The organism is Alteromonas infernus, from assembly GCF_902705815.1.
Map to the genome: position 1 here is coordinate 125,204 of NZ_CACSIG010000054.1, position 12,681 is coordinate 137,884.

Sequence of the window (12,681 nt, forward strand, 5' to 3'; positions counted from 1 at the left end):
TTAATAAGCGACTAAATGCCAGCTTTTTCAATCACAAACATTTACGCACAGAAAACAATTACTTTAGTGTTGATAGAAAATCCATGCGCATCGCTAAGCAAATAACGCGACTCAAGTCATTAACAAACACACTACATTTAAATCGTTGAAATGATTAAGAAATCTTATCATCTACCGTTACTTAACGTTCATTCACTGCTAGGATCTTACGTAATAGATGAACCAATAAAGCACAAGCTTGGGGCTTTTGGCCTTTCTGAATAGCCAAAGCAATGGCTTTCAAACATAGAAAACCGGCAAACATACCATTTGCCGGTTTTTGTATTTTAATCTTGTGCCAGTGCGCCGTGCTCAAGCAGCTAGCAGGCGACTGTATGGTAAGAAATGAAGGAACAAAGGTAGCTTATGGCAAATCAAACTGACGATATCACTTCTACTCAGACAGCTTCTCATCGGGTCTGTTCAGAAGAAAGTTCTGCGACGGGAGAATATTCACTGGCGACTATTACATTCTGGCTAGCTTTCGGCACTTTTGTAATAGGTTGCAGCGAATTTGCTGCTATGGGGTTACTGCCCTACTTCGCTGAAGATTTTGGTATTACTGAAAAGGTTGCAGGTCATGCAATTAGTGCCTATGCCATTGGCGTTGTAGTAGGCGCACCGCTTATCACTATCTTCTTTTCTCGCCTTGCCAGACGCACCATGCTTATTTCAATGATGATATTTTATGCCGGTGGGAATCTGCTAACAGCACTAGCATGGTCAGAATGGACAATGAATATAGCGCGCTTTATTGCTGGCCTGCCTCACGGTGCCTATTTCGGGATTGCCATGCTTTTTGCAGCTGACATTGCGGGTAAAAATAAACGGGCTCAGGCGGTGAGTAACGTCATCATGGGTTTAGCTATTGCTAATATTATTGGGGTGCCATCAATTAGCGGTATCGGGCAAATGTTTGGCTGGAGAACCGGCTTTTTCATGATTTCTGCCTTTGCACTAGTGACCGCTTTAATGGTCTGGAAAACTGCACCTTACCGCGGTCCAAACCCAGATGCCAAGCCACTGACTGAACTTAAAGCGCTGAAAAATAAAGACGTACTGCTGGTATTGCTCATGGGCGCTATTGGCTTTGGGGGCATGTTCTCGGTGTACTCCTATTTTAGTGCCTCGTACTTAAACACGACCTCGGCACCCGAATGGGGAATTTCTGCGACCTTGCTTATCTATGGCATTGGCGTGACCCTGGGCAACATTATCGCTGGGCGCTATTCTGAAGGCCGACTGCTAACTTCAGCCATCGTTTTTCAGGTTCTACTTGGTTTATCTGCAGCCGCGTACGCCGCGTCTATGGGTCAGCCATATATAATGGCAGCCTCATTGTTTTTCATCGGCATCGGCGGCGGTATGGTAGTGCCACTGCAAACCCGTTTAATGGATGTGGCGGGCGAAGCGCAAACCTTAGCAGGAGCCATGAACCATGCCGCTTTCAATACGGCAAACGCCTTGGGCCCTTGGCTGGCGGGTATGACGTTGTCAGCCGGCTATGGTTATGCTTCAACAGGTTGGGTAGGTTTAGCGCTGGCCGGTGGTGGCGTGTTGGTATGGCTAGCCATTGTTATGACTGCACGCAATACCCAAGTACAGACAGCAACCGTATCTGGTTGAGCTACCAGTTAGTGCTGACAACCTCAGTTGTCAGCACTAACTAACTCAATTACTCTCAGAGCTATTCCGCGTCCTTTTCACTCTCAGAACTGTTACTAGAAGCCGTTCCCCACACATTGTCAGGAATATCTCTTTTAGGCGCAGGCGCATCATCTATCGCTGCAGCTTGCTTTTTCTCTTGATTTGACCACTTAACACGAATTTTCTTACCGTCGATAACCTTGGCGTTAAGCTTTTCAATCGCTTTATCGGTTTCTTCCTGTGTGCTCATTTCAACGAAACCGAAGCCTTTAGATAGGTTTGTAGCCTCATCCATTACCAGATCGCACGATGCTATGGTGCCAAACTCAAAAAACAGATCCTCAAGGTTTTCCTGAGTGAATGATTTAGGTAAATTGCGAACTAATATGCTCAAGGTTATGCCCTACTTGGTGGGTGATTGGTACTGAACATAGTGTAGCATGCAGCAGTGTGTTTGTTTGCTAATCTTACTGTCTGTTAGTAGATGAGGATTCGTTCTGACAAAGAAGCGGGAAGGCATAGCTGGTATCAAATTGGGCTTCAGATTGAATCTAAACATTTACATCACCACCGCAGAAGTGCGATGGCAATGTTTTAGGAGCATAGAGGTTCGAACTCGCGCTAACTTTGCGTGTTAGCGCCAATTTGATTGATTTATCACTATCCGCTGAAACGCATTATTCGCTTTCTTGATTGCGAAGATACACCAGTTCCGTCGATGAGCTTTGTTCTTCGCTAAACACATAGCCGTCTACATCGAAGTTTTTCAAGCCTTCTACATCTTCAACACGATTTTCAAGGATGTAACGCGCCATAAGACCCCGCGCTTTCTTTGCAAAGAAGCTGATAATTTTATACTGGCCATTTTTGCAATCTTTGAACGTTGGCGTAATAATCATGCCGTCTAGAGACTTTTTCTTCACGGCTTTGAAGTACTCGTTAGAGGCAAGGTTAATAAGTACATTATCGCCCTGTGCTTCTAATGCTTTATTCAACACATAGGTAATACGATCATCCCAGAACGCATATAAGTCTTTGCCTTCAGGGTTCGCTAATTTAGTGCCCATTTCCAAGCGATAAGCCTGCATCAAATCAAGGGGGCGTAATAAGCCATAGAGGCCTGACAAAATGCGTAAATGTTTCTGTGCGTACTCAACTGTGTCGCTATCTAGCGAGTATGCGTCCAGCCCGGTATACACATCGCCGTTAAACGCATACATAGCTTGACGCGCGTTATCAGGAGTAAATGGCGTAGTAAACTCGGCAAAGCGGTTAGCATTTAAGGTGGCTAACTTGTCGCTGATTTTCATTAACGATGATAAATCGGCAGGCGATAACGTGCGACAGACTTCCATCAGCTTTTCCGTGTCTTCGAGCATGACAGGCTGAGTAAACTGTTTTACTGGAATGTCGCTTTCAAAATCTAGATTTTTCGCTGGGGATACTACAACTAACATTTCGACTCCTTAAATTTTATAATTGTACCACCTGATACGCTTGAAAAAGCAAAATGGCATAAGAAAGACGCAAATTGGCTTAACAGAGAAATCCGATTAGCCATTTTGTCATTATCTTATGTATAAATTGTCACACGGGTTTGATATAAATAGCATTACAAATAATTATTCAAACAATAATTCAGATACACCTCTAATTGTGTGTCTTGAAGATCAAAGCGCTATATTCGCATTTGCCCTTTTCCCCATGGGATACAAAAGAGAGCAGAAAGAAAACGCAAGCGCAAAACCCTACACACGCGCAAGCGAACCGTTTTATTCAACTGGCTTTTCCAGCGAGTTGTCCAAACTTATTATTGATAAAGAACAGAGAGAATTATGAGCAATCAGTTAGCTTCATTACGTGATATCACCACCGTAGTTGCCGACACGGGCGACATCGATGCCATTAAAAAATATCAGCCGGTTGATGCCACTACCAACCCGTCGCTACTTTTGAAAGCGGCTGGTCTTCCTCAATATGCAAGCCTAATTGATGACGCAGTAGCATGGGCAAAGCTGCAGTCTAACGATGCAGAACAGCAACTAACAGACGCGTCTGACAAGCTTGCCGTGGCTATTGGTAAGGAAATTTCTGGCACTATCCCGGGCCGAATTTCTACCGAAGTTGATGCTCGCCTATCGTTTGATACCGCGGCAACGATTGAAAAAGCAGAGCGCTTGGTTCAGCTTTATGAAGACGCTGGCATCGATAAGTCACGTATCTTAATTAAAATTGCATCAACGTGGGAAGGTATTCAAGCGGCAGAAGCACTAGAGAAAAAAGGTATTCAATGCAACCTTACTTTGCTATTTAGCTTTGCCCAAGCTCAAGCGTGTGCCGAAGCGGGCGTATACCTTATTTCGCCTTTCGTAGGCCGTATTTTAGACTGGTACAAGAAAGCAACCGGTACCGAATCTTACGCACCAGATGAAGACCCAGGTGTAGTATCTGTAACGAAAATTTACAACTACTACAAAGAACATGGCTACAAGACGGTAGTGATGGGCGCAAGCTTCCGTAACATTGGCGAAATTCAGGCGCTAGCGGGCTGCGACCGCTTAACCATAAGCCCTGCACTACTTGAAGAATTGGCAAACGAGCCAGGCGACTTGGAAGTGAAACTTAAAGACAACGGCGCAACCAAAACACCAGGTGAGCGTTTAACTGAAAGCGAATTCCGCTGGGCAATGAACGAAGATGCGATGGCAACTGAAAAGCTATCTGAAGGCATTCGCAACTTTGCTGCCGACCAAGAAAAACTTGAAGCTACGCTTCGCGAAAAACTAAGCGCATAAGGGCTATTGAAACAATGAGTGTTTTAACTTCTCTTCCTGAATGGAAAAACTTATCTGATATTGCTGCATCAGTGAAAAGTGCGCATATGCGCGACTGGTTTGCACAAGACACTAGCCGCGCGGATAAGATGCAGCTAGAAGCTTGCGGTATTTTTCTAGACTACTCGAAAAACCGCGTAAACGAAGACGCGTTAAAAGGCCTATTTGATCTTGCTCGTGCCTGTAAGTTAGAAACCCTTCGCGACGCGATGTTTTCTGGTGAGCAAATCAACTCAACCGAAGGTCGCGCTGTGCTTCACACCGCGCTTCGTAACTTCTCTGACCGCAAAGTGTTGGTAGACGGCGAAGACGTAATGCCTGAAGTACATGCAACGCTTGAAAAAATTGAAGCGTTTACCGCGTCTATTCACAGCGGCGAGCATAAAGGGTACACCGGCAAGCCTATTAAGCACATTGTGGCAATTGGTATTGGAGGCTCGTTCCTTGGGCCTAAAATAATGACCGAGGCGTTAAAACCCCATACGGTTGACGCAGTGAAAGTACACTTCGTTGCCAACGTTGACGGCTGTCATATTCACGACGTGCTATCTAGCATTGATTTTGAAGAGACCTTGGTGGTGATGTCATCGAAGTCTTTCTCTACTCAAGAGACGCTTCAAAATACACTTACAGCTAAAGACTGGTTCTTAAAGTCTGGCGGTACTCAGGAAGATATCGCAAAACACTTTGTAGCAGTGTCTTCAAATGTAAAAGCAGCTACCGACTTCGGTATTAGCGCAGACAACATCTTCCCAATGTGGGACTGGGTAGGCGGGCGCTATTCACTCTGGTCTGCTATTGGCCTGCCTATTTCATTAGCATTGGGTTTTGAAAACTTTAAGGGCTTACTTGAAGGCGCGTTTGAAATGGATACCCATTTCACTACCGCGCCTTTAGAAGAAAACATGCCCGTATTGCTTGGCCTATTAGGTATTTGGTACAGAAACTTTTTCGATGCACAGTCTCATGTATTACTGCCTTATTACCATTACCTGCGCGGTCTACCTGCCTACGTACAGCAGTTAGATATGGAAAGTAACGGTAAAGAAGTGACTCAAGAAGGGGAAAGCGTAGACTACCCTACTGGCCCAATTATTTGGGGTAGTGAAGGGACTAACGGTCAGCATAGCTTCCACCAGCTTATTCACCAAGGTTCAGGCGTTATTCCAGCTGATTTCATGCTGCCGCTTAACGTACCAAACCAAGATGATACGCACCACGCCATGCTCGCGTCTAACTGCTTCGGACAAACTCAGGCACTGATGCAGGGTAAAACCTTTGAAGAGTGTTATGCGGACTTAGATGGCAAGGGCCTAGACGACGCAGAACGTAAGCGTTTAGCGGCTCACAAAACCATGCCGGGTAACAAGCCAAGCAACACCTTCTTGTTTGATTCACTCACGCCTCAAACACTTGGCGCGTTGGTTGCAATGTATGAGCATAAGGTATTCGTTCAGGGTGTTATCTGGAACCTTAACTCATTCGACCAATGGGGCGTAGAGTTAGGTAAAGTATTAGGAAACCAAGTACTTGCTGGCATTCAAGGCGAAGCAGACAAAGACAATTTCGATGCTTCAACACAACAATTGATTGCCAAATTCAGAGCAGCGAATGCACCAAAATAAGGAATGAGAGGTGATGTAAAATCACCCACTTGGTGCAAATAACAAACTGAACGGCCAGCTTTTTCGGAAGCTGGCCGTTTTTTGTTGCGGTATTCATCGGCTATACGACAGACACTTTTTGACATCCGTAACACTGTGTATTTGGTCACTAATAAAACAAATAGGATCATATACATACAGCATTTGTTTACGCTTTAAACACACTGGACATTTTCTTACCGTTGTCATCATATCGTCACAATTTGTTAATAAAAGGTAAATTAAACTATTTTATTTTAGTGACGGCTGTGATACAAAATCGTACAGAGGGAATTAAAAACATAAAACTCTGTATTAGTTGTAGTGGTATAAAAAGGAGATCCCAGTGGATAAATCAGATCTATTTGCCATGTTAGACATCGAAGCAAGCCCAGCAAAAACCAAAAGTAAAAAACGTAAGTGGAGAGAAATCGAAGCGCTACAAGATCGCTACAAATTAGAAAAAGAACTGGCTGAACTCGATTGTGGTTTCGAGTACGAGCTAGAAACACTGGAAAGATAAACTGAAGGCCGCCTGATAAAACAGGCGGCCTTTTTACTTTCTGGCTTTGGAAAGCGTGCTGCAGTCATGTGTGCTAGGCATAGCTGTGCTTTGAATAGTGCTACCTATCACTCATGTAAGTACGCATGCAGGTACTTATATAAGCTCATATTTAGCGCTGCATGCTATACCGCAATGTGTAGATGTTCTGCTACCCAAGGTGTTGGTTGCGTTGCTACATATTCTTCTAAATAGAGCACGATGCTAACTAGATTTACACCTGCCAGTTGATTGGGGTTTTGCCTTTCTCAACAAGGTATTCGTTGGTTTGGCTAAAATGCTTACACCCTAGAAAGCCTCTATGGGCTGAAAGCGGCGAAGGGTGCGGTGCGTGTAACACTTTGTGTTTTTCGCGGTCTATATGCTTACCCTTCTTTTGCGCATGACTGCCCCACAAAAGAAATACCACGTTCTCGCAGTTCGCATTTACTACATCGATAACTTTGTCGGTGAAGGTTTCCCACCCCCACTTCGCATGGCCTGTGTGCCTTGCCCTGCTCTACGGTAAGTACGGTATTAAGTAACAACACACCTTGCTCTGCCCATGACGTGAGCGTACCGTGATTAGGCTCGACAAAGCCGTCGATATCGGTCAATAGTTCCTTGTACATGTTTTTAAGCGACGGCGGCGTTTTCACACCTGCTTGAACAGAAAAACAAAGGCCGTGGGCTTGATTAGGGCCGTGATAAGGATCTTGCCCTAGTATCACCACATTAACTTTATCGAGCGGCGTGTATTTTAGCGCATTGAATACATCAGGCTGAGGCGGGTAAATAACACTACCCGCTTCACGCGCTTGCTTTACGCGCTCAAGTAACTCAACAAAGTACTCTTTTTGTTTCTCGTTACCTAGCGCGCTTTGCCATGTTAGTGATGTCATTACTTAAGCAAGTTAATCATGTGCTGCTTAAGCGCATCATAGGACGCAGGTAAGTCTACCGCTAGGCTGTCTTCGCCCGCTACGTCTGCTAACGGCTTTGGCAAGCTTATTGGGTTACCCAATACGTTTTCTACCGTTTCTCTGAACTTAGCTGGGTGAGCAGTACCTAAAAACAGGCCAATTTCACCGTCTTGCAGGTCGTGGCTTACCGCGCGATAGGCAATAGCAGCGTGTGGCTCACTGGTGTAGCCTTGCTGCGCTAGCTGGCGCATGGCAAGCTGAGTATATTCTTCATCAACCATTTCACCCTTAAGGCACGCTTTGTCGATGTAACCACGCTCAATTAACGCTTCAATACGCGGCCAGTTGTTCGGCTGGCTAACATCCATTGCGTTCGACATAGTGGCAACCGTCGCTTTCGGGTCCCACTCCCCCGTTTTTAAGTAACGAGGCACGGTATCGTTTAAGTTAGTTGCGGCAATGAAGCGTTTAATCGGTAGGCCTAACGATTTAGCGATCATGCCTGCCGTAAGATTACCGAAGTTACCGCTAGGTACCGAAATAACAAGCTGGTCGCGCTTCTCTTTGGGCAGTTGGCTAACCGCTTCAAAGTAGTAACATACCTGTGCCAGTAAACGACTTATATTAATGGAGTTCGCAGAGTTGAGGTGAAGACCTTCACGCACATCTGGGTCGTCAAACGCAGTTTTCACAAGGGACTGGCATGCATCAAAATCTGATTCGATTGCTACAGTGTGAATATTACCGCCCAACGTAGTGAAAAGCTTTTCTTGCAACGCGCTGATCTTGCCCTTAGGGAACAAGATAACCACGTTGATATTGTCGATACCGTGGAACGCATGAGCAACAGCTGCACCTGTATCGCCTGACGTGGCAGTTAGGATGGTCACAGGCTTACCTTCGCTTATACGCGAGAGCGTTTGTGCCATAAAACGGCCACCAAAGTCTTTAAACGCAAGGGTTGGGCCGTGGAAAAGCTCTAGGCTATAAACGTTATCGTTAACCTGCTCAACCGGCGCACCAAATGCGAAAGCTGTTTTGACAATTTCTTCAAGCTCGCCGTTATTAAGCTCGTCTCCAATAAGCGCACGAAGCACATCAATGCTGCGCTCTACAAATGGCTTTTCCAGCAATTCGTCAATATTGTCTAAGGTAGGAATATGCTCTGGAAAATAAAGCCCTTGGTTCTTACCTAAACCACGCTTTACCGCTTCAGCAAAGCTCGCTGTGTCCGATGAATCTTTTAAATTTACCAATTCCACTTGCTGTTACCTTTTTTATTGGGCGAATTCTCCGCCCTTTCAAACTTTTAATTTGTTTCTTTGCTTACTCGCATGGCCTGCGTTGTTCGCATTGGCTTGCGAGCGTTGCGCTGCCCAGTTTTCTATGTAGTGAAATTAGGCAGATTTAGTTATTGCGTCAACTATTCAGAAATTAGCGTGCCCTGGCTAGGGATTTTGCACACATGACTAAAACCGTCTTCGTTCTGAATGTAGTTCTCAGTTAAATAGGCTGCGACTTTTTCTGCCTGCGCTTTCGATGAGCAAACCGCAAACACCGTTGGGCCTGAGCCGGAAATACCGAACGCCAGCGCGCCGGTTTCTTCGCTAAACGCGCGGGCTTCATCGAAGCCTGGCAGTAGCGACTTTCTGTAAGGCTCGGCGATAACATCTTTCATGACCGACGCAGCTAAGTCAAAGTTGCCTGCATGTAACGCGTGTACAAATACGCCAAGCTGGCGGCCAAACGTAAGTGCTGTTGCCATGTCTACTTGCTTAGGCAATATATCTCGCGCAGCCGCTGTCGACACGCTAATGCCCGAGTAACAAATGGCGTAGTACCAGTCGTCGCTCAGAGGTAATGACAGTGTGACAGGCGCCTCGCTCCCCGTCATTAGCGTCATGCCGCCCAAATAACACGGTGCTACGTTGTCATAGTGAACGCTACCGCTAATTTGACCTTCTAGCTCGCCCATCATGATAAGTAACGTATCCTGGTCAAACGGCGTATCGAAGTAAGCATTTAGCGCTGCGAACGCCGCCACTATTGAACTGGCGCTTGATCCTAGGCCACTGCCGATAGGCAAGTTCTTGTGAAGTGTCAGAGCAACCGGCGATGTTGGCTTACCTGCTTTTTCCATTTGCTCACAAAAATAGTGATAGCACTTAGTGACAATATTGCTATCTGCATCACCTGGAAGCTTATGGGCAAAGCGCCCTACTGTTTCTAACGAAAATGATTCAGCGGATGTTATTTCAACCTCGTCACCTAGCTTAGTGCCGTCAACAGGCGCAAGGGCCGCGCCAAGTACGTCAAAGCCTAAGCTTACATTTCCTATTGATGCCGGCGCGAAGGCCTTTAATGCTTTCATATTATTTCTCTTACTTCGCTGGCGACTAAGCATCTGCCACATGCTTTGCTTAGCTCGCCTAATCGAATGACTTACTTAAACCGCTTATTATTTACGTTTCGCTTTTACAAGGCTTGAGTTAGCCTTTAGTGCGCCATTTGCTTCCACGGCATGGTACGCAAAATATCTGCAAACACACCCGCTGCGGTCACCGTACCACCAGCGCCGTAGCCTCTTATCACATAAGGAATTGGGCTATAGTAGTCACTGTTAATAGCCAGCGCGTTTTCACCGTCTTTTACTTGTGAAAGCGGGTTGCTTGCCGGCACAGCCTGAATGCTTACTTTGCACTTACCGTCTTCAATGCTGCCGATATAGCGAAGTACTTTGCCTTCTGCTTTGGCTGCTTCCACTTTTTCATTTATCGCAGCATCTAATTCAGGTAGCTGCTGCATAAATTCGTCGATGGAACAATCTTCAGCAAAGCCTGCTGGCAATACTGACTCAATCTCAATATCGGAAAGCTCAAGTTCTAGGTCGGCTTCGCGGGCCATAATAAGCAGCTTACGCGCTACGTCCATACCGCTTAAATCATCGCGAGGATCTGGCTCGGTAAAGCCATTGTCTTTTGCTGTTTGCGTCGCTTGCGACAGGCTCATGCCCTCGTCAAGCTTGCCGAACACGTAAGACAAGCTGCCTGATAAAATACCTTCAAAGCGGTGCAGAACGTCACCGGCGCTAAACAGCTTTTGCAGGTTATCAATAACCGGAAGGCCTGCGCCCACTGTCGTCTCATAAAGGTATTGACGGTTAGTAGAAAGTGCCGTTTTGCGCAGCTTACGGTAATAAGCCATGGCGCTGGTATTCGCCTTTTTGTTCGGCGTCACTACGTGGAAACCACTTTCCATCATATCAACGTACTGATTGGCAATGGCTTCATGGCTGGTGCAGTCAACAATAACTGGATTCACTAAGCTGTTGTCATTAGCAAACTGGTGTAAGCGCTCAACGCTCAACCCTTCGCTCGCTGAATCAAGTGCTGCGCTCCAGTCACCGCTTAAATCTATACCTTGGCTGTTTAACAGTAGCTTACGGCTATTGGCAATACCGTAGACACGCAGCTGAATATTGCGCTTTAACAGTGCCGGCTGCTGCTTTTCAATCTGCCCTAGCAGTTCAGTCCCCACGTTGCCACACCCTACTAGGAATACGTCTATGGTATGACGGTCAGAGAAAAAATTCTGATGAATGACTTTTACCGCTTTTTTCGCACGCTTGCTTTCAATAACTGTAGAGATTGAGCGCTCAGAAGAGCCCTGCGCGATGGCTACGTTGTTAACTCTCGCTTGCGCAAGCGAGTTAAAGAAACGGGCCGCCAAGCCTTTGGTTTGACGCATACCGTCACCCACTAAGGTAACAATGGCAAGATCATGACGCACTTCGATTGGATCAAGCAGCTGATTTTGTAACTCTAGTGCAAACGCATCTTCAAGTAAGGTTAACGCACGCTGGGCGTCCTTGCTTTGAATACAAAAACTGATTGAGTACTCAGAGGAAGACTGAGTAATTAAACTGATAGAGATATTCGCATTCGACATGACTTCAAACACGCGACTTGCCATGCCTACCATGCCTTTAAGACCAGGGCCTGCAACGTTAAACATAGTAACGTTATCAAGCTGTGAAATACCTTTAACCGACGTCCATACTTCACTTTTTTCGTTGCTGATAAGCGTACCCGGCGCCGCTGGATTAAGCGTATTGCGAATTAAACACGGGATGTGATGTTGAGCGATAGGGCCAATGGTTTTAGGGTGAAGAACTTTAGCGCCAAAATAAGACAGTTCCATGGCTTCTTGATAAGTCAATTTATCAAGCAGTACCGCACCTTCTACTTGGTTCGGGTCAGCATTGTAAACACCATCTACGTCTGTCCAAATCTCGCAACAGCTTGCATCGATACACGCCGCTAAAATTGCTGCGGAATAATCTGAACCGTTGCGGCCTAACGTCACTTTTTCGCCCGCTTCATTAGCGGCGACGAAACCCGGCATTATTAAGAACTCACTGCCATCGTTTGGTACGTCTGAAAAACGCGCCTTACTTAGCGACACGTCGGCAATGCTGTCTAGGTATTCGCCATCGGCAAGCACATATTTTACCGGGTCGATAACGCGGTTAGCGATGCCCTTCGCTGAAAGCATGGCGCTGAAAAGCGTAACCGAAATATATTCACCAATGCTTAGGATACCCGCTGCAACATTATCTGGCGCTACGCCAAGCAACTTTATGCCTTCAAGGTGCTGCTTTAATACACTGAGGTGACTGTTGATGAAATCTACCACGCTTGCGTGGGCAAAGCCGTCGAGTTCTTCGTTAAGGTTGTTGGCAATGCCGGTAACCGTGTCGTTCAGTTTAGTGAATAACGGTTGGAAATCTTCACCCGCGGCTGCTTGTTCACACAATAGTGAAAGCGCGTTCGTTACCCCCTTAGGGGCAGAGAGTACAACCGCAGCACCGTCGGTTTGGTGGGTGGCCGTGCTAATTTCCATAACGCGCATGTATCGCGGTGCATCGGCTAGAGAAGAACCCCCAAACTTTAAGACTTTCATATGCTGCTCCTTAAGGTTACGCATGCTAAAACGTGTGTAAAAAAAAGCCCGCTCTGTGTTAGGCGGGCTTTCGTTGTCTTTTGCTTACTTGC

9 protein-coding genes and 1 pseudogene are annotated in these 12,681 nt (G+C 46.1%); 4 read left to right on the forward strand and 6 right to left on the reverse strand.

Features of this window, described 5'->3' with window-relative positions; translation table 11 throughout:
• The first annotated feature begins 405 nt into the window (after window positions 1-405).
• Window positions 406-1,665 (forward strand): MFS transporter, encoded by a 1,260-nt coding sequence (locus tag ACX5J7_RS13190; RefSeq protein WP_474372017.1) that lies wholly within the window; start codon window positions 406-408, stop codon window positions 1,663-1,665.
• Between the two features lie 61 nt (window positions 1,666-1,726).
• Here ACX5J7_RS13190 and ACX5J7_RS13195 read toward each other — a convergent pair whose 3' ends face one another.
• Window positions 1,727-2,080, reverse strand: coding sequence for an RNA recognition motif domain-containing protein (locus ACX5J7_RS13195; RefSeq protein ID WP_012519510.1), 354 nt, complete (start codon window positions 2,078-2,080; stop codon window positions 1,727-1,729).
• A 283-nt stretch (window positions 2,081-2,363) separates the two neighbouring features.
• Window positions 2,364-3,143 (reverse strand): peroxide stress protein YaaA, encoded by a 780-nt coding sequence (yaaA, locus tag ACX5J7_RS13200; RefSeq protein ID WP_020746469.1) that lies wholly within the window; start codon window positions 3,141-3,143, stop codon window positions 2,364-2,366.
• A gap of 378 nt (window positions 3,144-3,521) precedes the next feature.
• On the opposite strand from yaaA, the gene tal reads away from it, so the two are divergent.
• The 3 genes from tal (at window position 3,522) to ACX5J7_RS13215 (ending at window position 6,686) form a co-directional block, all read left to right on the forward strand.
• The gene (gene tal, locus ACX5J7_RS13205) at window positions 3,522-4,481 is read left to right on the forward strand and encodes a transaldolase (RefSeq protein WP_020746471.1); all 960 of its coding nucleotides are present in this window, start codon (window positions 3,522-3,524) and stop codon (window positions 4,479-4,481) included.
• Window positions 4,482-4,495: 14 nt separating this feature from the next.
• A complete protein-coding gene (gene pgi, locus ACX5J7_RS13210; RefSeq protein WP_015067857.1) occupies window positions 4,496-6,145 on the forward strand; it encodes a glucose-6-phosphate isomerase in 1,650 nt (549 codons plus the stop codon).
• 364 nt (window positions 6,146-6,509) lie between these two features.
• Window positions 6,510-6,686 (forward strand): DUF3545 family protein, encoded by a 177-nt coding sequence (locus ACX5J7_RS13215; RefSeq protein WP_012519516.1) that lies wholly within the window; start codon window positions 6,510-6,512, stop codon window positions 6,684-6,686.
• A gap of 253 nt (window positions 6,687-6,939) precedes the next feature.
• Here ACX5J7_RS13215 and ung read toward each other — a convergent pair.
• The 4 genes and pseudogenes from ung to thrA all read right to left on the reverse strand — a co-directional run bounded on the left by ung (window position 6,940) and on the right by thrA (window position 12,589).
• Window positions 6,940-7,606: pseudogene (gene ung, locus ACX5J7_RS13220) on the reverse strand (uracil-DNA glycosylase).
• Complete coding sequence (gene thrC, locus ACX5J7_RS13225; RefSeq protein ID WP_015067859.1) at window positions 7,606-8,889, reverse strand: threonine synthase; 1,284 nt, start codon at window positions 8,887-8,889, stop codon at window positions 7,606-7,608. The pseudogene ung and the gene thrC overlap by 1 nt, the downstream one beginning before the upstream one ends.
• 161 nt (window positions 8,890-9,050) lie before the next feature.
• On the reverse strand, window positions 9,051-9,998 hold the full coding sequence (thrB, locus tag ACX5J7_RS13230) for a homoserine kinase (RefSeq protein WP_020744153.1): 948 nt from the start codon (window positions 9,996-9,998) through the stop codon (window positions 9,051-9,053).
• A gap of 125 nt (window positions 9,999-10,123) precedes the next feature.
• Complete coding sequence (gene thrA, locus ACX5J7_RS13235) at window positions 10,124-12,589, reverse strand: bifunctional aspartate kinase/homoserine dehydrogenase I (protein WP_015067861.1); 2,466 nt, start codon at window positions 12,587-12,589, stop codon at window positions 10,124-10,126.
• Window positions 12,590-12,681 lie beyond the last annotated feature (92 nt).

What these genes read in the sequence shown, in the direction of transcription:
- ACX5J7_RS13190 (WP_474372017.1), top strand. Translation starts at nt 406, where the DNA reads ATGGCAAATCAAACTGACGATATCACTTCTACTCAGACAGCTTCTCAT.
- yaaA (WP_020746469.1), bottom strand. Translation starts at nt 3,143, where the DNA reads ATGTTAGTTGTAGTATCCCCAGCGAAAAATCTAGATTTTGAAAGCGAC.
- tal (WP_020746471.1), top strand. Translation starts at nt 3,522, where the DNA reads ATGAGCAATCAGTTAGCTTCATTACGTGATATCACCACCGTAGTTGCC.
- pgi (WP_015067857.1), top strand. Translation starts at nt 4,496, where the DNA reads ATGAGTGTTTTAACTTCTCTTCCTGAATGGAAAAACTTATCTGATATT.
- thrB (WP_020744153.1), bottom strand. Translation starts at nt 9,998, where the DNA reads ATGAAAGCATTAAAGGCCTTCGCGCCGGCATCAATAGGAAATGTAAGC.
- thrA (WP_015067861.1), bottom strand. Translation starts at nt 12,589, where the DNA reads ATGAAAGTCTTAAAGTTTGGGGGTTCTTCTCTAGCCGATGCACCGCGA.